This is a genomic window from Demequina sp. NBRC 110055 (assembly GCF_002090135.1).
Lineage (GTDB): Bacteria > Actinomycetota > Actinomycetes > Actinomycetales > Demequinaceae > Demequina.
Genome location: NZ_BBRL01000004.1, coordinates 1,235,885 through 1,260,057, shown reverse-complemented (window position 1 = coordinate 1,260,057; position 24,173 = coordinate 1,235,885). Strand labels below are relative to the sequence as shown.

Annotated in this window: 21 protein-coding genes; 7 read left to right on the top strand and 14 right to left on the bottom strand. The window is 68.5% G+C overall.

Annotated elements, in window-relative coordinates; all coding sequences use genetic code 11:
• Positions 1–28: 28 nt before the first annotated feature.
• Positions 29–709: a YoaK family protein gene (locus B7K24_RS05820; protein WP_084129153.1), complete on the top strand. Its 681-nt coding sequence runs from the start codon at positions 29–31 to the stop codon at positions 707–709.
• 79 nt (positions 710–788) lie between these two features.
• Here B7K24_RS05820 and B7K24_RS05815 read toward each other — a convergent pair whose 3' ends face one another.
• Both B7K24_RS05815 and B7K24_RS05810 read right to left on the bottom strand, forming a co-directional pair.
• A complete protein-coding gene (locus B7K24_RS05815) occupies positions 789–1,913 on the bottom strand; it encodes an SDR family NAD(P)-dependent oxidoreductase (protein ID WP_084129152.1) in 1,125 nt (374 codons plus the stop codon).
• Positions 1,914–1,922: 9 nt separating this feature from the next.
• Positions 1,923–3,578: an FAD-binding protein gene (locus tag B7K24_RS05810; RefSeq protein WP_084129151.1), complete on the bottom strand. Its 1,656-nt coding sequence runs from the start codon at positions 3,576–3,578 to the stop codon at positions 1,923–1,925.
• A 59-nt stretch (positions 3,579–3,637) separates the two neighbouring features.
• On the opposite strand from B7K24_RS05810, the gene B7K24_RS05805 reads away from it, so the two are divergent.
• Positions 3,638–4,213, top strand: a complete 576-nt coding sequence (locus B7K24_RS05805) for a TetR/AcrR family transcriptional regulator (RefSeq protein WP_084129150.1) — start codon at positions 3,638–3,640, stop codon at positions 4,211–4,213.
• On the opposite strand, the gene B7K24_RS05800 is transcribed toward B7K24_RS05805, so the two are convergent.
• From B7K24_RS05800 to B7K24_RS05785, 4 genes are all read right to left on the bottom strand, one after another.
• Positions 4,210–5,301 (bottom strand): LacI family DNA-binding transcriptional regulator, encoded by a 1,092-nt coding sequence (locus B7K24_RS05800; RefSeq protein ID WP_084129149.1) that lies wholly within the window; start codon positions 5,299–5,301, stop codon positions 4,210–4,212. The two genes, B7K24_RS05805 and B7K24_RS05800, sit on opposite strands and share 4 nt — an antisense overlap.
• A gap of 2 nt (positions 5,302–5,303) precedes the next feature.
• A complete protein-coding gene (locus B7K24_RS05795) occupies positions 5,304–6,155 on the bottom strand; it encodes a carbohydrate ABC transporter permease (RefSeq protein WP_084129148.1) in 852 nt (283 codons plus the stop codon).
• A complete protein-coding gene (locus B7K24_RS05790; protein WP_084129147.1) occupies positions 6,155–7,108 on the bottom strand; it encodes a carbohydrate ABC transporter permease in 954 nt (317 codons plus the stop codon). Before B7K24_RS05790 ends, B7K24_RS05795 begins: the two co-directional genes overlap by 1 nt.
• 95 nt (positions 7,109–7,203) lie before the next feature.
• The gene (locus B7K24_RS05785) at positions 7,204–8,559 is read right to left on the bottom strand and encodes an ABC transporter substrate-binding protein (protein ID WP_234986565.1); all 1,356 of its coding nucleotides are present in this window, start codon (positions 8,557–8,559) and stop codon (positions 7,204–7,206) included.
• Between the two features lie 236 nt (positions 8,560–8,795).
• On the opposite strand from B7K24_RS05785, the gene B7K24_RS05780 reads away from it, so the two are divergent.
• The gene (locus B7K24_RS05780) at positions 8,796–9,722 is read left to right on the top strand and encodes an NADP-dependent oxidoreductase (protein WP_084129146.1); all 927 of its coding nucleotides are present in this window, start codon (positions 8,796–8,798) and stop codon (positions 9,720–9,722) included.
• A gap of 18 nt (positions 9,723–9,740) precedes the next feature.
• On the opposite strand, the gene mnmA is transcribed toward B7K24_RS05780, so the two are convergent.
• Both mnmA and B7K24_RS05770 read right to left on the bottom strand, forming a co-directional pair.
• Positions 9,741–10,826: a tRNA 2-thiouridine(34) synthase MnmA gene (gene mnmA, locus B7K24_RS05775; RefSeq protein ID WP_084129145.1), complete on the bottom strand. Its 1,086-nt coding sequence runs from the start codon at positions 10,824–10,826 to the stop codon at positions 9,741–9,743.
• A gap of 63 nt (positions 10,827–10,889) precedes the next feature.
• A complete protein-coding gene (locus tag B7K24_RS05770) occupies positions 10,890–11,609 on the bottom strand; it encodes a tyrosine-protein phosphatase (protein WP_159449162.1) in 720 nt (239 codons plus the stop codon).
• 94 nt (positions 11,610–11,703) lie between these two features.
• Between B7K24_RS05770 and B7K24_RS05765 the strand changes: the two genes are divergently transcribed.
• On the top strand, positions 11,704–12,684 hold the full coding sequence (locus B7K24_RS05765) for a S8 family serine peptidase (RefSeq protein WP_144268143.1): 981 nt from the start codon (positions 11,704–11,706) through the stop codon (positions 12,682–12,684).
• On the opposite strand, the gene B7K24_RS05760 is transcribed toward B7K24_RS05765, so the two are convergent.
• Both B7K24_RS05760 and B7K24_RS05755 read right to left on the bottom strand, forming a co-directional pair.
• Complete coding sequence (locus B7K24_RS05760; protein WP_084129143.1) at positions 12,668–13,264, bottom strand: NAD-dependent epimerase/dehydratase family protein; 597 nt, start codon at positions 13,262–13,264, stop codon at positions 12,668–12,670. The genes B7K24_RS05765 and B7K24_RS05760 overlap by 17 nt on opposite strands.
• Before the next feature lie 50 nt (positions 13,265–13,314).
• Entirely contained in the window at positions 13,315–14,484 is a 1,170-nt protein-coding gene (locus tag B7K24_RS05755) for a cysteine desulfurase family protein (RefSeq protein WP_084129142.1), read from the bottom strand.
• A gap of 38 nt (positions 14,485–14,522) precedes the next feature.
• Between B7K24_RS05755 and B7K24_RS05750 the strand changes: the two genes are divergently transcribed.
• A complete protein-coding gene (locus B7K24_RS05750) occupies positions 14,523–14,942 on the top strand; it encodes a hypothetical protein (protein WP_084129141.1) in 420 nt (139 codons plus the stop codon).
• 48 nt (positions 14,943–14,990) lie between these two features.
• Here the strand turns inward: B7K24_RS05750 and B7K24_RS13260 are convergent, their stop codons facing one another.
• Positions 14,991–18,227, bottom strand: a complete 3,237-nt coding sequence (locus B7K24_RS13260) for an ExeM/NucH family extracellular endonuclease (protein WP_159449161.1) — start codon at positions 18,225–18,227, stop codon at positions 14,991–14,993.
• A 173-nt stretch (positions 18,228–18,400) separates the two neighbouring features.
• On the opposite strand from B7K24_RS13260, the gene B7K24_RS05725 reads away from it, so the two are divergent.
• The gene (locus tag B7K24_RS05725; RefSeq protein ID WP_084129140.1) at positions 18,401–19,225 is read left to right on the top strand and encodes an oxidoreductase; all 825 of its coding nucleotides are present in this window, start codon (positions 18,401–18,403) and stop codon (positions 19,223–19,225) included.
• 130 nt (positions 19,226–19,355) lie between these two features.
• Here the strand turns inward: B7K24_RS05725 and B7K24_RS05720 are convergent, their stop codons facing one another.
• The 3 genes from B7K24_RS05720 to B7K24_RS05710 all read right to left on the bottom strand — a co-directional run bounded on the left by B7K24_RS05720 (position 19,356) and on the right by B7K24_RS05710 (position 21,860).
• On the bottom strand, positions 19,356–20,303 hold the full coding sequence (locus B7K24_RS05720) for an electron transfer flavoprotein subunit alpha/FixB family protein (protein ID WP_084129139.1): 948 nt from the start codon (positions 20,301–20,303) through the stop codon (positions 19,356–19,358).
• The gene (locus B7K24_RS05715; RefSeq protein ID WP_084129138.1) at positions 20,300–21,088 is read right to left on the bottom strand and encodes an electron transfer flavoprotein subunit beta/FixA family protein; all 789 of its coding nucleotides are present in this window, start codon (positions 21,086–21,088) and stop codon (positions 20,300–20,302) included. The genes B7K24_RS05720 and B7K24_RS05715 overlap by 4 nt, the downstream gene beginning before the upstream one ends.
• Before the next feature lie 70 nt (positions 21,089–21,158).
• Positions 21,159–21,860, bottom strand: a complete 702-nt coding sequence (locus tag B7K24_RS05710; protein WP_144268141.1) for a hypothetical protein — start codon at positions 21,858–21,860, stop codon at positions 21,159–21,161.
• Positions 21,861–21,969: 109 nt separating this feature from the next.
• Here B7K24_RS05710 and glgX point away from each other — a divergent pair, with 109 nt between their 5' ends.
• Positions 21,970–24,111 (top strand): glycogen debranching protein GlgX, encoded by a 2,142-nt coding sequence (gene glgX / locus B7K24_RS05705; protein ID WP_084129136.1) that lies wholly within the window; start codon positions 21,970–21,972, stop codon positions 24,109–24,111.
• The last annotated feature ends 62 nt before the right edge of the window (positions 24,112–24,173 follow it).

Genomic DNA, 24,173 nt, shown 5'->3' with positions numbered 1-24,173 from the left:
ACCACCACGGCCCTGCGAGAGGATCCCCATGAGCGAGCGCCTGCGCGCCAACCCCGCCGCCACCCACCTGGGATTGATGCTGGCACTCACGTTTTCGACCGGCGTCATCGACGCGGTCGGGTACCTGGGCCTCGACCGCGTGTTCACGGGCAACATGACCGGCAACGTCGTCATTCTCGGCATGGGTCTCACCGGCGTCGACGACCTGCCCGTCGTCGGCCCGATCATCGCGCTCGTCGCCTTCATGTGCGGCGCGGCGGTGGGCGGACGCACGCTGCGCACCTTCGATGCTGGCTGGTCCCACAAGACCACGGTGCTGTTCTCCGTCGTGGCCACCGTCCTCACCGCGGCAGCCATCGTGGTCATCGTGGATGAGGAGCCGGTCGAGTGGCTCGCGCTGACGGTGACGGGTGCCCTGGGAGCGGCGATGGGGCTCCAGGCCGCCGTCGCGCGTCACATCGCCGTGAAGGACGTGACCACTGTCGTGGTGACGTCGACCATCACCGGGCTGGCCGCGGATTCGGCCGCGGGCGGCGAGGGCCTGAACTTTTGGAAGCGACGCATGGGCGCGATCCTGCTCATCGGTGCCGGCGCGTGTGTGGGGGCGCTGCTGCTGCAGTGGCACCTGGGCGCCGGCATGCTGCTGAGCGCGCTCATCACGACGGTGGTGGTGCTCGTGGGGCACCGGTCGCGACCGGTCGCGGCGTAACCCACAACGGTCAGCGTCCCATGGGGCGCACCGATTCGCTCAGAGCGACGGTGGTGGTCCCATGGGACGCTGCCGTGGATCAGACCGCGGACCAGCCTCCGTCGGAGGGCAGGATGACGCCGTTGACGTTGTGACCGTCGTCCGACAGCAGGAACGAGATCGAGGCCGCGAGCGACTCGGGGCCCACGGGCGTGGGCAACACCGCCATGGCCGTCTGGATCCGCTTGGCCGCCATGGGCGAGTCGAACGATGCCTGGATGCCCGTGATCACCGGGCCGGGAGCGACGGCGTTGATGCGCAGGCCCTGCGGACCGTAGATGAAAGCGGCCGACTTGGTGATGCCCACCACCGCGTGCTTCGAGGCGGTGTAGGCCAGACCCGCGGCGGAGCCACGCAGGCCCGCCTCGGAGGTGATGTTCACGATCGAACCCGTGTGGCGCTCGAGCATGTTCGGGATCACCGCGCGCGAGAGCTTGAACAGGCCCGTGGCGTTGACCGCCATGACCCTGTCCCACATCTCATCGGTGACCTCGTGCAAAGGGGTCATGTTGTCCATGATTCCGGCGATGTTGGCCAGGCCATCGATGACGTCACCCGCGGCCGCGACGACGGCGTCGACATCCTCCTGCTTGGTGATGTTTGCCACGACCTTCACGAGGTCCAGCCCCGCGTGCTCACCGATGAAGTCATCGAGGCCCGCCTCGTTGAGGTCGACGGCGATGACACGGCCGCCTTCGCGCGCGACGCGGCTCGCGGTCGCACGGCCGATGCCGGAGCCGGCGCCCGTGACGATGATCGTCTTCCCAGTGAAGCGACCCTCGGTCACCTTTTCCTCGAAATCGGGCAGCTCGATGGCGTCGTCCTCATCCGCAGGAGCGGCCTGGGCCGCCTGCGCCGGCTCGGCGCCCTCGGCGGCGGGGTCGTAAGCCTCTGCCATGGCGACCAGTTCCGCGATCTTCTCCTCGGAGAACTGGCCCTTGCTCATGGGGATGAGTCGCTTCATGGCGAAGCCCTGCACGGGCTTCAGCTGCGACGCGTCCTGGCCCGCCTCGGCGAGCATCTTGCGCAGGATCGGCCCGCCCTGCGGGTGCGCCAGCCAGTCCTTGATCTTGGTGTCGCCACTGAGGCCCGTCGAGCCTGCGCCGGCGGCGGTCGCGCCTGCGGCGACCGGAGCATCGGCCGCCTTGTCCTTCTTGCCGAACATGTCTCTCCCCTACTTGGTGATGCTGGTGAGTCGCCCCGCCGCGTGCTTCGCGCCGAGGTAGCCGAAGACCGTCGCCGGTCCGATGGTGGAGCCGGCACCTGGGTAGGTGCGGCCCATGACCGATGCGGTCGTGTTGCCCGCCGCGTACAGCCCCTCGATGGGGGCGCCGTCGGTGTCGAGCACGCGGGCGTGCTCGTCGGTGAGCAGGCCGCCCTTGGTTCCCAGGTCACCCGGCACGATCTTGAAGGCCCGGAAGGGGCCCTTCTCGATGGGGCCCAGGTTGGGGTTCTTCAGGCTCGGGTCGCCGTAATAGTTGTCGTACGCCGTGCGGCCACGCTCAAAGTCCTCGTCGACGCCGGTGGCGCAGAAGCCGTTGAAGCGGGTCACCGTCGCCTGGAGGACATCCCAGTCCATCCCGAGCTTGGCCGCGAGCTCCTCGAGGGTGTCGGCCTCGACGACGGAGCCGGCCTTCTTGAGCTTGCCGAGGCCTTGCAGCGCGGCATTGTTGAGGAAGCGCTTGGCGTGACGGCGCTCGGTGATCATCCACGAGTGGATGGCGGGCACCGTCTTGTCGCGCTCGAGGATGGCGTGGCCCACGTCGATGTAGCTCGCGGACTCGTTGCAGAAGCGTTGGCCCGACTGGTCCACGATGATCGAGTACGGGTCGGAGCGTTCGTTGACGCTGAACTGCGCCTCACCGTTGGGCATGAGGATCGAGGCACCCCACCAGGCATCGTCCATGAGCGCCACGTCGGCGCCCGCGTCGATGCCCACCTGAATACCGGTGCCGAGGTCACCCTCGGGTGCCGACGAGTAGCCCTCGATGCCGTGATGCTCGCGACGCCATTCCTTGTTGCGTGCAAAACCACCGGTGCCGAGCATCACGCCTGCGCGAGTGCCGATGCGCTTGACACCACCGGGCGTCGTCACTTCGGCGCCGATCACCGCACCGGAGTCGTCCTTCACGACTGCCGTGATGGGTGTGCGGAGGCGTACTTCGACACCCAACTCCTTCGCGGTCGCCATGAGGTGCCCTGTGTAGGCGCCGCCGAGCCCGTAGAGCTTCTTGCCGGTCGCCACGCCCTTGAGCGTTCGGCCCACGAACTGGGCGCCGCGGGCGAAGCCGTCGCGGCTGGACCATGCGCGGGTCAGGAGCCACACGTCGTCGGTCTTGAGCGGCGCGGGCATCATGGCGCGCGAGGACGAGAACCACGAGCCTAGGCGCTTGGCGTCGAAAGGCTCGGTCTCGATCGCGCGACCACCATCCATGCCGCCGGGCTTGTCGGGGTAGTAATCCGGGTAGTCGGCGCTCAGCGCCCATCGGATACCCAATCGCTTCCAGTCGTCATAGACCTTCGGCACGGTGGCGATAAACGCGTCGCGGCGCTCGTCCGAGCTCGCCGGGCCAACATCGCCAATGGTGACGTCCATGTACTCGCGTGCCTTGTGCGGCGAGTCCTGCTTGCCGAGTTTTCCCATGTCGGGATGGTTAGGCATCCACAACCCGCCACCGGAGATAGCGGTGGTGCCACCCCACTTGTCCGTGCTTTCCACGACGAGGACGCTCAGCCCCTCGTCCGCTGCGGCGATCGCCGCGCTGAGCGCGGCTGCTCCGCTGCCCGCGACCAGCAGGTCGACCTCTTCGTCCCACGTCTGCCGTGCCATCTGTGCCTCTCTCTCGCGCGCACTACCGGACAACTATGTCCGGTCTCTAGTCTAGGCACATGACCAAGGGCCCACGCGCGAATCGCGGAGGTGTCGCGGCGGGGCGCGAAAACCGCGCCGCGCTCATCGCTGCCGCGCGCGTGGAGTTCGAGGCGAATGGCATCGACGCTCCCCTGTCAGCCATCGCGCGGCGCGCCGGCGTGGGCCAAGGAAGCCTCTACCGCCACTTCCCCGACCGAGTGTCGCTCGCCGTCGCGGTGTTCGAGGAGAACATCGAGGAGATCGAGGCCCTTGCCGCAGACGGCGCGCCGTCGCTGCGTGCCGTCACCGACCTCGTCACGCACCAAATCGAGGGCGCGAGCGCGCTCATTCAGCTGATTGCGACGGAACGGGCCGACGCCAGGGTCGATCACATTGCGGCACGCCTTCGCGCGGTGGTCGCCGCCGCGTGGGCCGAGCATGCCGCGGACACCCCCGCAGGCATCACCGACGAGGACATCATGCTGGCCATCAGCATGGTCGCCGCCGCCGTCAGCCTGGCGCCGGCCAGCGAACGTCACTACCTCGCGAGGCGGGCGTGGCGCCTGCTGGGCCCGGGCATCGGCCGCGCGGTCGCTCCGGGCGATGAACCCTAAGCCGACTCGCGCTCGACGAGTCGAGTCGTCAGGACGGTAGTCCGCTCACGGTCCGTATGGCCCGCGAGTACATCGAGGAGGATGTCCGCCATCTCGCGGCCCATCTCGACCGACGGCTGGCGCACGGTCGTCAGCGGGACCTCACAGGTCTGCGCCGCGGGACTGTCGTCGTAGCCGACGATCTTGAGGTCCTCGGGGATGCGCCGGCCGCGGTCGAGCAACACGGGCATGGCGCCGCTGGCCATGAGGTCGGACGCGATAAACACACCGTCGACCTCCGGGTAGCGATCGAGAAGTGTGCGCGCAGCTCGGGCGCCTCCCACGACGGAATAGTCCCCATCCACGACGGGTCCGGGGGTGAGGCCGGCGCTCTCCAGGGTCGAGCGCCAGCCCTCCACGCGGTCGAGCGCGCTCTGCATCGACAGCGAGCCCGAGATCGTCGCGATGTTCGTGCAGCCGCGGTCGACGAGGCGCTGCGTCGCGGTGACGGCGCCGCCCACGTTGTCGACGTCCACGACCCAGCAGTCCACACCGGCCAGGCCCGAGCGACCGCCAAAGACGACGGGAAGCATCTGGCCCACCTGGGTCAGCGAGGTGTCGGACGTGTGATGCGAGACCACCACCACCCCGTCGACGGCGCCGCCCGCGAGGTAGCGCAGCATCTTCCCCTGGGGCGCGTGGTCCGCGATCATCAGTGTCAGCACATAATCCGACTGCTCGAGCCGATCATTGATACCGGCAACGATCGACGCAAAGTAGACATCCCCGAAGAAGCGGGTGGTGTCCTCAGGCACCACGAGCGCGATCGCGTGACTTTGCTGGCTCACCAGCGAGCGCGCCGCCCTGTTGGGCACGTAGCCGAGCGCGGCGATCGCCTTGCGCACCGCATCGGCCGAGTCGGGGTGCACCTTGGGTGAACCGTTGACGACCCGTGAGACCGTGGCCCTGGACACACCCGCCAGGGCGGCGACCGCCTCAAGCGTGGGCGCGGTGTGGCGGGTGAAGGAGCGCTCGCCCGAGCGGGGGGCGGCAGTGGTGCCGCCCCCTCGCTCAGCGTCGAGCGCGGGTGCGTCGGGGGCCTGGGCCATGATCAGCCCTTAACGGCTCCCGCCATGATGCCCGAGACCAGCTGGCGACCCGTGAAGATGAACAGGATCAGCAGCGGCACGGTGGCGAGCAACACGCCCGCCAGCACCAGCGAGTAGTCCACGAAGTAGCTGGCCTGCAGGATCGACAGCGCGACCGGCAGGGTCGGGTTCGACTGGTCCAGCACGATGAAGGGCCAGAAGAAGTTGTTCCACGACTGCACGAACGTAAACAGGAACAGCATGGCCGCCGCGGGCCGCACTGCCGGCACGGCCACGTGCCAGAAGGTGCGGATCATGTTGCAGCCGTCGACGCGGGCGGCCTCGATGAGTTCCGTCGGCAGCGACTGCTGCATGTACTGGGTCATCCAGAACACGCCGAACGCGGTCACCAACGCAGGGATGATGACGGCCCACAGCGACCCCGTCCAGCCGTAGCGAGACATGATGATGTACAGCGGCACCACACCGAGCTGAACCGGAACGGCCATGGTCGCGATCACTGCCACAAACAGCCAGTTGCTGCCCTTGAAGCGCAGCTTCGCGAAGGCGTAGCCGGCGAGGGTGGACAGCACCACGGTGGTCACGGACACGGTCGTGGAGACGATCAGCGAGTTGCCCAACGCCTTCCAGAAGTTCACCGCATCCGCGTTGATCACCGTCGAGGCGTTGGCGAAGAAGTTGCCGCCGGGCAGCCAGGACATGTTGGGATCGCGGATGGTCGTGGCATCACCCGAACCGATCAGGAACGACCAGTAGAAGGGGAAGAGCGAGGCGATCATGACCGCCGCGAGCGAGCCGTAGACGAAGAATCCCGGTCGGTTGAGGTTGACCATTCCCTTGCGCTTGGTCGCCATCACTTGCTCCCGGACGTGTCAGAGGAGATGAGCCGTCGCGTCAGCCAGAAGTTGAGCAGGCCGAAGGCGAGGATGATCAGGAACAGGAGCCACGCAATCGCGGCGGCTCGACCGAAGTTCAACTGACCCCATCCCGTGTTGTACATGTACATCGTGATCGTGAGCCACTGCTTGTCCGCGCCTCCTGTACCGGTGGTGTCGAACATGCGCGGCTCGTCGAAGATCTGCAGGCCGCCGATGGTCGACGTGATGATCACGAAGATGGCGGTGGGGCGGATCTGGGGCAGCGTGACGGAGAAGAAGCGGCGAGTCTTGCCCGCGCCGTCGATGGCGGCGGCCTCGTACAGCTCGCGCGGGATGGCCTGCATGGCGGCCAACAGGATCAAGGCGTTGTAGCCGATCCAGCGGAAGTTCACCATCGAGGCGATCGCGAGATGGCTGGGGATGACGTCGACGTGCCACTGGATCGGATTGATGCCGATGAAGCCGAGCCAGTGGTTAATCAGGCCATACGTGTCCGCGAACAGCTGCGAGAAGATGAGCGCGACGGCGACAGGCATCATGACGTAAGGCACCAGGACGCCCATACGCCAGAACGTGCGCGCGCGCAGGTTGTGGTCCAGCATCGCCGCGATGAAGGTCGCGATGATGACCTGCGGTACCGACGACAGCAGGAAGATCGAGAAGGTGTTGCGCAGCGCGATCCAGAACTGGCGGTCGTTCAGGACGAACTGGAAGTTGTCCCACCCGAGGTACTCACCCGTGTTGCGGATGGTGTCCCAGTCCATGAACGAAATCACGGCGGTATAGATGATCGGGAACAGACCTGTCAGTCCGAACACGATGAAGAACGGTGCGATGTAGAGGTACGGGGATGCCTTGACATCCCAGTGCCCGAGCTTGTCGCGCCACGTGTACTGCGAGCGGCGCGGCTCGACTTCGGTGGTGGCCATGATTTTCCTTCGGACTGTCGCGGCGGATGGCTAACGGGAGCGGATCCGGGGCGCCCCGCGAACGGGACGCCCCGGACTTCAAGGAGTCGGCTGGCTTAGCCGAGCGCCTCGATCTCGCTCACTGCCTTGTCCCACGACGCGGTGGGGTCATCGGTACCACCGTCCACGCGGGTCAGGGCGTCCGTGATCGCCGTGTTGACCTGGAAGTAGAACTCGCCCTTGAACGGCGCCGACGGAACGGCCTGCGCGCGGTCAGCGAACAGGGTGCCGATGGGGGCGTCGTTGAAGAACGCGTTCGTGGCGTCGGCCACTGCCGGGTCCTCGTACGCAGCCGGCTGGCTGGGGTAGGTGCCCGCGTTCGCGAACGCCTTGGCCTGCTGCTCGGGGGCCGTCAGCCACAGGGCCAGCTTCTTGGCCTCGTCGACGTTGGCGCCGTTCGAGGGGACCGTGAGCCACGAGCCACCCCAGTTGCCGCCGCCGTTCGGGAACACGTTGGCGATGTTCCAGTCGTCGGCCGCGTCGCCCACGTTGCCCTCGATCACGCCGAGCATCCACGGCGGGCACAGCATGGTCGCGTAGTCGCCGTTCGACATACCGGCGTTCCAGTCCTCGGTCCACTGCTGGAATCCGGTCGACTGCGTCTCCGCAGCGGCCGTGAGCTGGTCATATGCAGCCTTCACGTCCGCGTTGTCGGTGGCGATGATCTCGCCCGTGTCCGCGTCCTCGTAGGCCGGGTTGATCTGGCCGATCATGCCCTGCCAGATGCCGGAGGTCGAGTCGAAGAACGCGTTACCGGTCGCGTCCGTGTACTCCTGGCCCACCTCGAAGAAGTTGGCCCAGTCACCGTCGAGGAGCGTCGCCACCTCGTCGGGGGTACTCGGCAGGCCGGCCTCCTCGAACAGCGAGGCGCGGTAGCAGATGGCCTCGGGGCCCACGTCGGTGCCGGCGCCGATGAGGCGGCCGTCGGCGTCGGTGGCGTCCGCGACCTTGGACTCGAGCCAGCGGCCCTCGGTGTCAGCGGAGGTGAGGTCCTCGAGGAGGTCCGAGTACTGCATCACCTCGGGCATCCAGTCGACCTCGATCATCTCGACGTCGGCCAGGCCGCCGGGGCCCAGCTTGGTGAAGAAGTTGGTGCGAGCGTCACCGGACTCGGCCTTGCGGTCGTAGGTGATCGTGACGTTCGGGTTGAGGTCCATGTACTCCTGGATCAGGTCGTACTCGTAGTCCGCGTTGGGCTGCTCGACACTGTTGTAGCCAGGGGTGTTGAAGGTCGCCAGCGTGAGGGTGACGGGCTCGCCACCGGTCTCCGCGGGGGTCTCTTCGGTCGTAGCCGAGTCGGTGGCCTCCGGCTCGGTGTCATCGCCGTCCGACGAACAGCCGGCGATGGTCATAGCGAAGATCGCGGCACCTGCGGTGAGGGCCAGCGTCTTCTTGCGTCGCGTGAAGCTCACGTTCACTCCTTTGTGAGTCCTAGTAGTAGTGACCTAACCCGGGAGAGCGCTCTCTCGTGCGTGAGAGCGCTCCCACGAATCGTTACGACCGTACCGCCGGTCGGAATGCTGTGTCCACGAAAACGGGCCTCTCAAAACGTTTCGATACCGATTTGTGACCTACCGAGATCGAAACGTTGCGATCACGCCGTCGTGGTCGTCCGGAATGTCCCGGCACGACACGCGGTTCCGCCTGTGTGAAAGCCATCGCATACTCGTCCTTCGGCGACACCGACGTCCTTAACCTCACCGAGCTTCCCGAGCCGCACCCCGGGCCGGATACGGTCGTCGTGGAGGTCCACGCGGCGGCCATCAACCCCGTCGACTCCTACATCCGGGGCGGCCACCTTGCCGGTGTACTCGACGCGCACTTTCCGGTGGTGCCCGGTTGGGACGTCGCCGGTGTCGTCGTGCAGGTCGGTCTCGACACGCCGGAGTTCTCCGTGGGCGACGAGGTCTATGCCTATGCCCGCAAGGACGTCGTGAGCGGCGGCACCCTCGCCGAGCGCGTCGCCGTGCCGGCCCGTACCGCGGCTCTCAAGCCGCGGTCGCTCTCCTTCACCCAGGCCGCCGCCGTACCCCTGACGGGACTCACCGCGCTCCAGACTCTGCGCCGGGCGGGCGTCGAGGCCGGAGACCAGGTGCTCATCCACGGCGCTGCGGGCGGCGTGGGAACCTTCGGCGTTCAAATCGCGACGCACCTGGGCGCGCACGTGGTGGGCACGGCATCGGCCGCCAATCATGACTACCTGTGCGATCTGGGAGCCGAACCGGTCGAGTACGGCGAGCACCTCGTCGAGCATGCATCGGTCTACGCCCCCGAAGGGTTTGACCGAATCATCGACTTCGCCGGTGGCGCCTCGCTCGACTCCGCGGCGGCGCTCCTGTCCCCCACCGGCACGGTCGCATCCATCGCCGACCCTCGCGCGGCGACCGAGTTGGGTGGCCATTACGTATGGGTGAGGCCCGACGCCGAAGACCTGAGGACGCTGGCGCAGTGGATCGACGACGGCCGTATCCATGTGGAGATCGCCGCGGAGTATCCGCTCGAGCGGACGGCCGAGGCGTACCGAACCCTCGCCGGCGGTCACACGCGCGGCAAGATTGTCGTGACGGTGCACTAAGCGGCGCCGTCCCGGCGGTCAGCCGCGCCGCGCGGTCAGGGTTGCCTGCCCCAGCACCCGTGTGCCCTGGTAGATCACCAGGGACTGGCCCGCGGCGACGCCACGCATGGGCTCGTCGAGCGTGACAGTCAGCGTGTCGCCCTCGCGCACTACGGTGCCAGCCGTAGGCGCGCCGTGAGCGCGCACCTGCGCCTCGCATCGCACGGGCGAGGCGGCGGTGACGTCGGGTGCGAGCCACACCGTCTGCTCGCCCTCGAGAGTCGTGACGGACAAGAGCGTCTCGGGGCCGACGGTGACGACGTTGCGCGCCGTGTCGACGCCCGTGACGTAGCGCGGGGCACCGTCCGCTGCGGGCCTGCCGATGCCGAGACCCTTGCGCTGACCCACGGTGAACGCGTACGCGCCCTCGTGCGCGCCCACCACGGCACCGTCCTGGTCCACGATCTCGCCGGGGCGCTCACCGAGGGAGCGCTGCAGGAAGCCCTTCGTGTCGCCGTCGGCGACAAAGCAGATGTCGTAGGAGTCGGGCTTGTTGCTGACCCCGAGGCCGCGCGCGGCGGCCTCCGCCCGCACCTCTGCCTTCGAGGCCATGTCGCCGAGCGGGAACATCGACCGTGCCACCTTTTCCGGCCCCATCACCGCCAACACATACGACTGATCCTTGGCGGCGTCGCGCGCGCGGTGAAGCTCGCGAGTGCCGTCGTCGCGGATCTCGATTCGCGCGTAGTGGCCGGTGGCCACCGCATCGAAGCCCAGCACCTCGGCGCGCTCCAGCAGGGTGTCGAACTTGATGTGCTCGTTGCAGCGCACGCAGGGGTTCGGCGTGCGACCGGCCGCGTACTCGTCGAGGAAGTCCTGCACCACCAGGTCGTGAAACTCGTCGGACAGGTCCCACACGTAGTACGGGATGCCCAGCTTGTCCGCCGCGCGGCGCGCGTCGTTGCTGTCCTCGATCGAGCAGCAGCCGCGCGAGCCCGAACGAAACTCGTCACGGTTGCGGCTGAGAGCCATGTGGACGCCGACGACGTCATGACCGGCATCGACCGCCCGCGCCGCGGCAACGGCAGAGTCGACTCCGCCGGACAGGGCGGCGAGCACGCGCATGGGGACCTCCAGGGAAGACTGCCCGTCCATGGTACGCGTGCTCTACGACCGCGCGAAGCGCGATCAGTCGGCGAGGAGCCGTCCGCGCAGCGCGGCCACGGTGTCCTCGTCGCCGCCGTGAGCGCGGTACCAGGCTGCGACGCCACCCTCGGCGTCCCACCTGTCGAGGACGGCCTCGATGGCATGGGCGGGAGCGTCGAAGACCTCGGCGGGCATCTGCGACAGTGCCGCCTCGCGGAACTCGTCGCTCACGCCGCGCATCATGCGCGCCATCACGCCGTGCATCTGCGCCGCGGTCGCGACGTAGTCACCGACGATGCGCTCGCGCGACACCCCCACGAGCGCCTCGATCACGGCGGCGAGCACGCCGGTGCGGTCCTTACCTGCGGAACAGTGGATCAACACCGGCGCGTCGGCCGTGGCCACCTCCGCGACGGCCCTCACCAGGGCTGCCGCCGCGGGACCCTCGGTTATGTGCGTGTACAGCGCACTCAGGGACGTCAGCGTCTCGCGCGCCTGCGCGCCGGTGAGGGCGGCGTCGTCGAGTACGGGAATGTTCACGACGCGAGCATGGGTCGCCAACGGATGGTCGTGACCCTTCTCTGCCACCCCGCGCATGTCGATGACGGTGCGCGGCGGCCAGGGTTCCAGGCCATCAGGGGCCTGGTCCCCCGGCGCCGGCGCGTCGGATCGGTAGAGCACGCCGGCGCGAAGGCCGGGCGCCGCCGTCGCGATATCGCGGGCATTGGCGAGACAGGAGTCGGCGGCGGGCGATGCGGACACGAGGCAACTCCTTGAGGGTCGTGAGGTGTGTTCAGCCTGGCAGAGATGTCTGGGGCAGGCGCCGTCCGGCACGCTACGTGGAAGAATGACGGCCATGCGCCTTGCCCTGCCCACCCTCGCCGCCGTCGCCGTCGTCACGCTGGCGGCGTGCTCGACTCATGTGGATCCCGTGAACGCCGCCGATCCCCGGGTCGACGAACAGTGGGGTCTGGATGCCGTGAACTCACGGTCGTCGTGGGAGTACGCGACGGGCAAAGACGTGGTGATCGCGATCGTCGACACAGGAGTCGACGACGGCCACCGCGACCTACGCGCGCAGATGGTCGGCGGCTACGACTTCGTCGACGACGACCGCAACCCCAAGGACGAGAACGGCCACGGCACGCACGTGGCCGGCATCGCGGCGGCGGCGGCCAACGACTACGGCATCATCGGCGCGGCTCCAGAAGCCAAGATCATGCCCGTTCGTGCTCTCGACGCCGAAGGGTCGGGCTCCAACGAGACCATTGCGGAGGCGATCGACTGGGCCGTCGACCACGGCGCCAATGTCATCAACCTCTCACTCGACGAGACAGGCCTGCTGGGCCGCATCGAGAAGGGCGGCCCTGTCAACGCCGCCATTACCCGCGCCGACGAGGCGGGCGTGGTCGTGGTCGCCGCCTCTGGCAACGCCGGCGAGGTGGGCCAGCAGTACCAGTTCGGCGTTCACGTCCTCGTGGTCAACGCGTCGAACAAGGTGGGCACCGCAACCTACTTCTCGAACGTAGGGGACGCGCGCGCCGTCGCCGCACCCGGTATGGACATCCTTTCCACGGTGCCCACGTACTCCACGACCCTCTTCCCCGACGGCTCGGACGGCTACGCGACGCTCGCCGGCACGTCGATGGCGGCTCCGCTCGTGGCGGGCGTCGCCGCTCAGTTGATCTCGGCCGGCGTACCAAGCGAGGAGGTCATCGACCTGCTCACGGAGACGGCGTCGAACCCCGACGACCGTCCGGGTCTGGGCAACGGCATCATCGACGCGCGCGCGGCGCTGGTCGAGGCCGTCGACCGCGGTTTCATCGCAGTCGACTGACCCCGGAGTCGCGCACCTCCACCACGCCGGCGGGCTCGCCCAGCAGGTCCATCGTGGCCCTCGCTGCCGTGTCGATGTGAACACGGTCCTCGGACCTGGGCGCCTGCTCGTCCCACGTGCCAGGGCCATAGAAGAGCCCATAGCGGATCGACAACCCCCCGACCGAGTCGACGGCGTCCTCGAGATATGCGACGGCCCGCTGCGCGGCGCCCGGCAGAGAGAAGGCGACCGATTGGGCGATCAGGTGGGCATCGACGGCCGATGCGGCCGCGACCAGAGCGTCGGTTCCGACCGTCCGGATACGGCCCAGACCGCGCACCTTGAACAACAGCGCCGAGCGACGGTCGGGAAGGTCCGTCGCCTGATGCATGACGAGGTCGGGCCGGTGCTCGTGCGCGACCGTGAGCATCGCGGCGGCGTCCATCACGTCGGCGACCACGGGAGTCGCCCCCGCCGCGGTCAGCAGCGCCGCCTTCGACGGCGTGCGCGTGATGCCGACCACGTCGTGTCCGGCCTCGAGCATCAGCGGCACCAGCCGGGCGCCGATCACGCCCGTCGCGCCCGCCAGCAGGATCCTCATGGGCCCACGATAGGGCGGGAGCGCGCCGACCGCGCGAGAAAGCAGGGGTGTCAGCGCTGGCGTACCCGCAGGGCGCGCTGGACCGCATCGGGCAGGACTGCCATCAGGGCGTCGAGGTCGTCCGTGGTCGTGGTGTGGCCCATCGAGATACGTAACGTGGCGGAGGCGTCCTCGTGCGAACGCCCCATCGCCTCCAGCACGTGACTCGCCTGCACGACGCCCGCCACGCACGCGGAGCCGTTCGAGACCTCGATGCCGTGGCTGTCGAGCACATACAGCAGGGCCTCCCCCGGCGCTCCGGGCACGACGAGGTGCACGATGCCCGGCAAGGCTCGGGTACCGTCCTCGGGCCCTGAGACGACGGCCATGGGCACCTCGGTGCGCAGCCGCGCGATCAGACCGTCTCTGAGCGCCGTCAGTCGCGCGTGTTCCGTGTCGAGGTCCGCGACGGCGGCCTCGACGGCCACTGCAGCCGCGATCGCGCCCGCGGGGTCGAGAGTGCCCGAACGCACCGAGCGTTCCTGTCCCCCGCCATGGGTGAGGGGCGTGAGGCGTGCGCCGCGCGCGAGGAGGAGCGCACCGATGCCCACTGGTCCGCCCACCTTGTGCGCGCTCAGGGCGAGCGACGTCAGCCCCGAGGCGGCGAAGTCGACGGGCACATGCCCCACTGCCTGGACCGCGTCCGAATGCACAGGCACCCCGGCATCGGCCACGAGCGCGACCACGTCGGCGAGGGGCTGGAGCGTGCCTACCTCGTTATTGGCCCACATCGCCGAGATCACCGCGACGTCGTCTCGGTGGGCAGCGAGCTCGTCGCGCAACGCCGCGATGTCCAAGGTGCCGACCGCGTCGACGGGAAGTTCGACGGCGGTGGCGCCCTCATGCGAGGCGAGCCAGCGCACGGGGTCGAGCCCGGCGTGGTGCTCGATGGCGGTCGTCACGATCCTGGTGCGGGCGGCATCGTCCCCCCGCCGCTGCCAGTAGTGGCCCTTGATCGCGAGGTTGTCGGCCTCCGTGCCGCCGGAGGTCCAGATCACCTCTGTCGGGTGCGCGCCGAGCGCCGCGGCGAGGCGTTCGCGCGCCTCCTCGACGATGGCGCGCGCGCGCCGCCCCGCGCCGTGCAAGGCCGAGGCGTTGCCGACCTCCACGCTGGCCTTGAGCCACGCCTCGCGCGCCTCGGCCCGCAGGGGCGTCGTGGCGGCATGGTCGAGGTAGGTCACGGCGTCCAGTCTAGAAAGCGACGCGCTACGGTGGCGCCATGACGGAGATTCCCGGCAGCCAGCGCCTGCACCAGCTCGCCCTCCTCACGCTCGACCATGGCGTCGCCTCGGCCGCCGACGGCCCCGTGATCGCCTTCACCGTCGAGGAGGACGCCGAGGGGAAACGGTCGCTGCACCGCTTCGCGTCGGAGACCCTCGAGGAGGGCCTCATTCATGCCCGTGCGAGCCTGCGCGAGTCGCCCGCGGACCTCATCGCGGTGTGCTTCGACGGCTTCGTGACGCTCGAGGAGGGCAAATTCGATGCCGTCTGGGTGATGGCCCAGGAGCGCGGCGACCTGCGCTCTCAGTCGTTCTTCCAGCGCTACCAGCCGGCCGATGCCGAGGGCGGCTTCTCCCCCATCGGCAACGCCGGGTGGGGAGGCTCGGCCGATCCGCTGTACCGGCCCGAGAACGACTGATAGCCGATGCGGTGGTTGCCCACCGCATCGGCCATCCGTTGTCGCGCGCTACGCGACGCGCACGCGGCTGCGGCGACCGGCAACGGCCGCGAAGCCGGCACCGACCGTCAGGAGCAGGAGCGCTGCGGTGATCGAGGCAACCACCTCGGGACCGGTGCCCGACAAGGAGCCGGAGCCTGCGTCGGTCGCGGCTGCGGTCACCGTGATCTCGTAGCGGGCGAGCTCGTTGCCTGCCTGGTCGAGCGCGACCAGGTGATGCGTGCCGGGCTCGAGATCGACGGGAATCGTCACGGTCGCCGTCGCGGTGCCGTCCTGCACCATGACGACCGCGAGGCGCTGGTAGACGCTCTCGACCCCGAACTCGACGCCCAGGACCTCCTCGGGCAGATCGTTCAACGCGATCGTCACGCTAGCGCCTGGCGTGAACGTGCCCGACGGCACCGTCCAGCGCGGACCGTTGCCTTGGCCGTTGCCGCCGGCGTTGCCGTTGCCGTTGCCTCCGGCGTTGCCGTTCTGGCCGGCGTTGCCGCCCGCGCTCCCGTTGCCGTTGCCCCCGGCATTGCCGTTGCCGTTGCCGCCGGTGTCGCCGTCACCATCTCCATCACCGCCGCCATCGCCATCGCCATCGCCCGGCTCGACCGGAGCGTCGCCGAGGCTCAGGCCAATGAGCACGGGGTCGTGGTCGGACGTGCGGTACATGTCGGGCGCATAGAGCGACTCGATCTGCTCATTAGTTTGGAACTCGGTGTTGTAGTCCAGCACACCGGGCTCATCGGCATTGATGTGGAGGTGGGCCGAGTCGGTCACCTGCTCTACCAGCGACGACGAGCCAAACGCGTAGTCGAGCGATCCCCACTGTCCGTCGTAGACGTACGAGTAGTCGTCGGCCAGGTCCACGTAGCCGGCGTCACGGAGGACGTCGATGGGGTCCTCCTGGGCGTACGAATTGAGGTCACCCATGATGATGACGTCGTCGTCCTCGACGCCCGTGGGGTAGGTGGCGATCCAGTCGACGAGCGCCTCGGCGCCCAAGCGACGGGTCTCGTTCCAGCAGCTCGCGCCGTCGCCCTGGTCGGCGTCGAGCCCGCTGTCCGCGCAGCTGCCCTTCGACTTCCAGTGGTTCGTGACGACCGTGAAGGTCTCGCCGGACGCCGTCTCCTCGAAGGTCTGGGCGAGCGACGGACGATTACGGTCGTCGTCGAATCGATCGTCGACGCTGGAGTCGAGTACCGCGAAGGTACCGGCCTCGGTGACGACATCGGCGTTGTAGAGCACACCCACACGGATAGTGTCGGTGCCGATGACGCCGGTGTCGACGTAGGTCCACGCGTCGCCGCCGGTCGCGGTGTTCAGCGCGTCGGCGAGCACCGCGAGCGGTTCGGCGCCGGGGGTGTTCTCCATCTCCATGATGCCGATCACGTCGGCGTCAAGCTCGGTGAGTGCGGCGACCAGCTTGTCGGTCTGTCGCTCGAGCTCCTCAACGCTGTCGGCTCCGCGGCAGTACTGCTTGAAGCCCTCGGGTCCACAGATCATGCCCGAACCATCGATGGTCGTGAAGAAGTTCAGCACGTTAAAACTCGCGACCTGGAGCGTGCCACCCACCTCGGGAGCCTCGGTGGGACGCGGGTTAGCTGGCTGGAAGTCGGGGGTCGGAGCGTCGGCCGAGACCGGGCGCACACGCCACGCATTCCCGGAGGCGGAGTTGCCCGCCCACGTGTACGTCATCACGCCAGTCAGGCCGGTCACGGTGTCGCCGCCGCGAAGCGTGTTGGCCGCGCTGAGCGGCTGTCCCCCGCGACCCATCGGGTCGACGTTCTGCAGGTTGATCGCGTCATCGATCTTGATAGTGGCGAGATCGTTCGATGCCTGGAGAGCGTTGGCGGCCTCGCCGGGCTCGACGATGGCGGTCGGCTGGTCGAGCTTGCCGATGCCCGACACGGTCACCTCATTGAAGCGACCCAGCTGGTAGATCTCCGTCACAGTCAACTCGCCTGGGAAGGTGACGAGCATTCCCTCGTAGCGCTCGGCCTGCGCGGCGTCGGCAAACGGAAGCGTCACCTCGGCGGGGGTCACGGACTCACCCTCACCGAGCAGCGTCACCTCCGCGTAGCTCATCTGCGTCTGTCCCTGGTATTCCGACACCGCGCCGGTCACGGTAACCAGATCGCCCAGATCAACGTCGTCCGCTCCCGCGTTGAAGACGAAAATTCCGTCCGACGTTGCAGCGTCTCCATCGGTCTCACCGTCGGGCGACTGCAGGTAGTAGCCGCGTAGCGAGCCCTCGGCGGACGTGCCTGGGTAGTTCGCCACGACCACGCCGGTCGTGGTCACGGTGGTGCCCGCGTAAGGCGACGTGTCGGTGCTGCCCTGGATCTCACCGATGGTGATGGGGCCCGGCGTCACCGTGAAGGTGGTGGCGAGGTCCTCGACCATCGGGTCTGCGGTCTCGCCATCGCGATCGGTGACGGCCGATGCGTCGACGGTCAGGTAGCACTCCTCACCGTTCGCGAGGGTCGCCTGAGGGGTAAAGGTGTAGGACGCGGCGCCGCCAGCTTGTTCAAGGGCGACGTCTCCCGTCTCCACACAGGTGAGGGTGACTGCGCCCTCGGCGAGGTCCACGTCCTCGGAGAATGCCACCTCGATGATGGGGTCGGTGCTCACGCCCATCGCGCCGTCCGCCGGCGTGATCGACGAGACCGTGGGGGCCACGTCCACCACCTCGCCGCTGCAGTTCATGGTGTGGGTGCCGAGGCCGTCAAGGACATCCTTGCCAGCGTCGGCCCACTGGCCGGCGTCGTAGGTCGTCGCCCCCTCACACACGGTGGCGTTGCGTTGAAGCGAGACATCGGCGCCCCAACTGGGTCGTTCGCCGATGACACCGAGCACGTCAAGGATCGTCTCGCCCTTCACCAGCGCGACGGCATCGTCGCCATTCCACTGAATGGAGCCCGTGGTGAGGTCCGCGAGTGCGGCGACGTCGTTAGTGCCGCTGGTGTTGTTGCTCGCCACCACATACACGTCGCCCTGCGCGAGGAAGCCGTCGAGTTCTATCACCGATGACGCCGTAGTGGCGCCGTTCTGATAGGGCTGAATCGAGTAGCCCGCGAGATTCACCGCGGCTCCCGTGCCGTTGTATACCTCGATAGCTTTGTTGTAGCCCGATCCCTCGACGTACTCACTGATGATGAGGTCGCTGGCGTAGACGGTCTCCTCGGCGGCAGTCGCGGGGAGGGCTGCTGCGCCCACCCCCAATGCTGTCACGGCCGCGACCGTTGTGGCGCGCATGCGCATGGATTCTCCCTGCTAGTAGGTGCCCCGCCACGCTAACTGGACACAGCAAAGGGGCCGTTGCGAGCCGGAAAACACTACGTAAACACTGCGTGACATGCGGGACTACGGGGTCCGACTCCTGAGTCGCGCGCCACCTAGGCTGAGGTGAGGACAGCGAAAGGATTCCCATGGCCACCTGGTTTATCTCCGGCTGCTCGACGGGCATTGGTCACGCGCTCGCCGCCGCGGCCGCCGACGCGGGCCATACCGTGATCGCGACCGCACGCCGGCCCGAGACGCTCGATGAGCTGGTCGCCGCACACCCGGACACGGTGACGGCGCTCGCGCTCGACGTCACGGATCCCGACAGCATCGCCGCCGCCGTCGCGCAGGCCACTGAGGCCGGGCCCATCGACGTGCTCGTCAACAACGCGGGCATCGGCTACTTCTCCACCATCGAAGAGTCCGACCCCGTCGAGGCACGCCGGGTCCTCGACACCAACTTCTGGGGCGCCGCGGACCTCACCACGGCACTGTTGCCGCACCTGCGCGAGCAGCGCTCCGGCCACGTCATCACCATCTCCTCGATCGCCGGCGTCCGCGGATCGGCAGGCATGGGCTACTACTGCGCGTCCAAGTGGGCCGTGTCGGGCTTCATGGAGTCGCTCGCCAAGGAGGTCGCGCACCTGGGGATCAAGGTGTCGATCATCGAGCCCGGCCCCATCGTGTCCCAGTGGATCCCTTCGGGCGCGAAGGTGCGAGACATTCACCCCGACTACGCCGAGGTCATGGAACCCTATTGGGAGCGCATCGACCGCCTTCCGGGCAACCAGCCCGGCGACCCGCACGCGCTGGCTCGCGTCATGCTCCAGATCGCCACCATGGACGCTCCCCCACTGCACCTGCTCGCCGGCCGCCACGCCCTCACACAGGGTGCGGCCAAGGCGCAGGCACTCGCCGATGAGGCCGCGCGCTGGGAGGACCTGGGCCTCTCCGTCGACACGCGCGGCTGACCGCACACAGCGGGCGCTCCCGCCCGTCGTCTCGCCGATCGACGGGTCGGTGCGGAGAGTTCCGCGGTGCAGCCCGTCATATCGCACATTGACGGGCGTCAGTGCAGGCGCGGGCGAGCGCCGCGAGCGATCAGCCGGCGCGGTGCTCCCTGATCCGCGCGATGGCCTGCGGGATGACGTCGAAAAGCGAGCCCACCACTCCGAAGTCGGAGATCTCGAAGATGGGCGCATCGGGATCCAGGTTGATGCACACAATGGTGCCGGACGCCTGCATCCCTCCGCGATGGTGCACGGCGCCGGAGATGCCCGCCGCCACGTACAGCGCTGGGGTCACCGTCGTGCCGGTCTGACCCACCATGTGCTCGTGGCTGATCCAGCCTTCGTCGGTCGCGTCACGCGAGGCACCTACCGCGCCGCCCAGCAGCTCGGCGAGCTCGGTCACGAGCGCATAGTCTCCGCCGGTGCCTCGCCCGCCGGAGACCACGACGGGCGCCTCCGCGAGCGGCACGCCCGCGCCCCGCTCGACCGGCTCGACCGCCACTACGCGCTCGCGTGTGGCGGGACGATCCACCGTGACGGGAACGATCACCGCGTCGCCGGGAGTGTCGGCAGGCACCGCCTGCGTGGTGTTGGGCCGGATGCCCACGATGGCGCGTTCCGTGTGGATGCGCGTGCGCACGTTCCACGTCGCCGCAAACACGGTCTGCACCGTCTCGACCCGACCGTCGACGATCTCGGCGCCCGCCGCGTCGACGACGACGCCAGCGCCCGTGGCCATCGCCAGGCGCGTGACGATCTCCTTGGTGACGAATGTCGAGATGACGACCACCACGTCCGCGTCCTCCAACGCGGCCCCCAACGCGGCCGCCGCATGGCCCGCGAGCCGCATCTCCGCGTCGACGACCCGCACCTCGGTGGCGCCGTAGTCCCCTACGAGGGCCACGGCATCGGCCGACGGCACGCTCCCGAGCCACACCGCCACGGGAGTGCCGAGCGAGCGGGCGAGTGTGAGCGCCTCAAGGGCCGGGCGCGTCACCTCACCGTCGCGGTGATCGATGAGGACGGCGACGGTGGTCATGCGAGCCCCTTTTCGATGAGGAAGTCGGCCAGCTGTGTGCCGCCGTCCCCCGTGTCCGTGACGGTCACGCGGTTCTCGCGCGGCGGCGCAGGCGACGCGTCCACGACGACGGTGCGCGCACCCTCCCTGCCCACGCTCGCGGGATCCACGCCCAGATCCGCGAGTGACCACAGGGCCACCGGCGCCTTGCGCGCCGCCATGATGAGCTTGAAGTTGGGATAGCGCGGCTTGTTCGCCTCATCGGTCACCGAGACGACCGCGGGTAGCGGCGCGACAACGGTCTCGTGCGCGTCGGCGAGGTGGCGCTCGACAGTCACCTCGCCGCCAGCCACGGAGACGGCCGATGCCAGGGTCGCCTGGGACCAGTCGAGCTCGGCCGCGAGCGCCGTGGGCAGCATCGACGTGAGACCGTCGAGGGCCGCCATGCCCGTGATCACGAGGTCGAGGGGCGCCTCGTCCTGCACCTTGCGAACAGCAGCAGCCATCACCTTCGCGGTGCCGAAGACGTCCGAGTCCGCGATGGCGTCGTCCGAGACGTGGATCGCGTGTTGCACTCCCAACTGAAGGGCCTTACGGACGGCGACCACCGCATCGGCCCCACCCACGGTGAGGGCGTAGACCTCACCCTCGCCCGCGGCCTCCACGAGCTGGAGGGCGGCCTCAACGGCATGCTCGTCGAGCTCGTTCATGGTGCCGTCGTCCGCCGTGCGCGTCACACGGCCGCCGGTGAAGGACCGCTGCGACTGCAGGTCGGGGACGTGCTTGACCGTGACCAGAATGCGCATGCCACGAGCCTAACCAACGTCCCTCGCGGCGTCAGCGGGACGGGTGTCCCGGTCTTGGCGGCGGGACGGTTCACCCCGAACTGAGCCTGCCGTCGTGGGGGCCGTCGGCCGCCTTTCGCTTCTGCTCCGGCCTTTCGTCGCGCCGTTGAGCGGCCTCGGAGGCGTGCGAGGCGAGGGTGGCGGCGATAAACGCCACCGCACCAGTCATCGTGGCCGCGGCGATCCCGCCCGCGAGGGGCCGCTGCTCGCCCGGCGGTAGCGCGTAGTCGATCACCGAGGCCGCTGCGAACGAGAGCGACCCGAGCATGGTCAGCCACGTGGTCGCCGGCGTGCGGGCGCGCGGGTCCCACAGCTGTTCGCGCTTGGACACGGCGACGAGGGCGAGGGTAGCGGCGGCGACGTAGGCGGCCGAGCCCCAGGGCGCGCTGGTCCACACCACATCCCCGGCGTCGATGTCGGTCAGGGACGCGATCAGCGAACCCAGGATCGACACATTGAAGAGCACCCCACCGAGCAGCCGTGTCGCCGCCGCCCACCAATCCGCAAGATTGCCTGGGGTCGACCCACGGTGGGGGACGCGGCGCCCGTCGAGCCGCAACTGTTCGATGGCGGCCCAGGTAAATAGCGCAGAGCCGCACAGGTAGACGAGGTTGGTCGCGACGGTGCCGATGACCGCCATGGTGTGCGTGTACGCGGCGACGATGAACAGCACCGATCCGGCCGCGAAGCCCCACGCCTCGCGCCGCATCCACAGCAGACTCCTTGCGCGCATCGGTCCACCGTAGGCACAGGTGCTTCCTCAGACGCAAGCGATGGTGTGGTGACGGATCCGACACGCGGGCATAGGTGGCGCTGTCACACCTTCCAGGCACAATGAGGGCATGAGCATCGAGGGAGTCACCCCGTCCCCCACCCCACACCGCCTGGGCGTCCACCTCGTGGACGACGGCGCAGTCGTCGGCGTCTACGCCGGACACGCCACGGCCGTGGAGCTGTGCCTGTTCGATGCGAGCGGCGCCGAGACCCGCGTGGAGTTGTTCGGCCCTAAGGCCGGCGTGTGGCACGCCTTCGTCCCCGGCATGGCCGAGGGGCAGCACTACGGCTTCCGCGCTCACGGACCGTGGGCGCCTAAGAAGGGCCACCGCTACAACCCCGCGAAACTCCTGCTGGATCCCTACGCGCGAGGCATCGAGGGCCACCTCACGCCGATGAATGACCCGCGTGCGCAGGCCCTGCTGTCGAACAAGGACGACACGGATACCGCACCGCTGGTGCCGCGCTCGGTGGTGACGGCGGAGCCCGGCGGCTCCTGGCAGACCCCCCGCCCCCAGATCCCCTGGGAAGACACCGTGGTCTACGAGCTGCACGTCAAGGGTTTCACCCAGCAGATGTCGGATGTGCCCGAGCACCTGCGCGGCACGTACGCGGGCCTCGCCCACCCGGCATCGATCGAGTACCTCGTGTCGCTGGGGATCACCACTGTCGAACTCCTGCCCGTGCACGCATTCGCGTCCGAGCCGCATCTCGAGAACATGGACCTCACCAACTACTGGGGCTACTCGACCATGGGCTTCTTCGCCCCGCACGCCGCCTACGCGACCGAGGATGCACGCGCGAAGGGCGCCCAGGGGGTGCTCGACGAGTTCGTGGGCATGGTGGACCTACTCCACCAGGCCGGGCTCGAGGTCATCCTCGACGTCGTCTACAACCACACCGCCGAAGCCGGCTGGGGTGACCGAACGCTGTCATGGCGCGGGCTCGACAACCACGCCTACTACCGTCATCAGCCACACTCCCCCGGCCACTACGACGACACCACGGGGACCGGCAACACCCTGGATTTCTCGCACTCGCGCGTGGTGCAGATGACGCTGGACTCCTTGCGCTACTGGGTCGAGGAGGTGGGTGTCGACGGCTTCCGCTTCGATCTCGCGGCGACGCTGGGGCGCACCGGGCACGGCTTTTCTACTCGCCACCCCTTCCTGGTGGCCCTCACCATGGACCCGCTGCTGGGCGGTTCGAAGCTCATCGCGGAGCCCTGGGACACCGGCATGGGCGGCTGGCAGGTGGGCAACTTCCCCGCGCCCATGGCCGAATGGAACGACCGCTTCCGCGACAAGGTGCGCTCGTTCTGGCTGGGAGACATGGCCAAGGGCGCCCGCAGCCACCCCACGGCTCCCGAGCTCGCGACACGGCTCGCGGGCTCGTCGGACCTGTTCGGCCACTCCGAGCCGCCCCTCATGCGCGGGCCCATGGCCTCGGTGAACTTCGTCGCCTGCCACGACGGCTTCACGACGTACGACCTCACCACCTACAACGGCAAGCACAACGAGGCCAATGGCGAGGACAACCGGGACGGTACGGACAATAACCGCTCGTGGAACCACGGATTCGAGGGTGAGACCAGCGACGCGGACATCAACGCGATGCGTCGGCGCGCCATGCGTAACCTCCTGGGCACCACGCTCCTGAGCGCGGGGACGCCGATGCTGCTGGCCGGCGACGAAATCGGCAACACCCAGGGCGGCAACAACAACGCGTACTGCCAGGACAATGAAATCTCGTGGCTTGATTGGGGACTCCACCCGTGGCAGGCGGACCTGCGCGCCACCGTGCAGCACGTGGTCGCCCTACGTCGCGAGAACCGCGTGCTGCGCCCCGCCGAGTTCTATGAAGGGCGCGATCCTCACCCCGACGACGACAACCCGCGTGCCGACTCCGCGTGGTTTGCCGCGAGCGGCGAACCCGAAAGCGAGGACTGGTGGGAGGACCCGGCCACGCGCGTCCTGCAGTTCATGCGCTCCCTGTCCGACCGCGACGAGCCCGATGCCCTGCTCATCGTCAACGGCTCCAACGATGCCGCGACGGTGGTGACTCCGCCCGACGACGGCCCCGACTGGGAGATTGTGTGGGACTCGGCGTGGGAGTCCCCTGTTGGCGTTCCCAGCGAGATTGTCAAGCCCGGCGAGGAGCAGGTGCTTGAGCCCCGCACGCTGCGCGTGCTGCTCTCGCGGCGGTCCTAAGCCACGCATGGCCGATGCCGTGGCGAGGCCCGTACGGGGCTCGCCACGGCATCGGCCGAGTG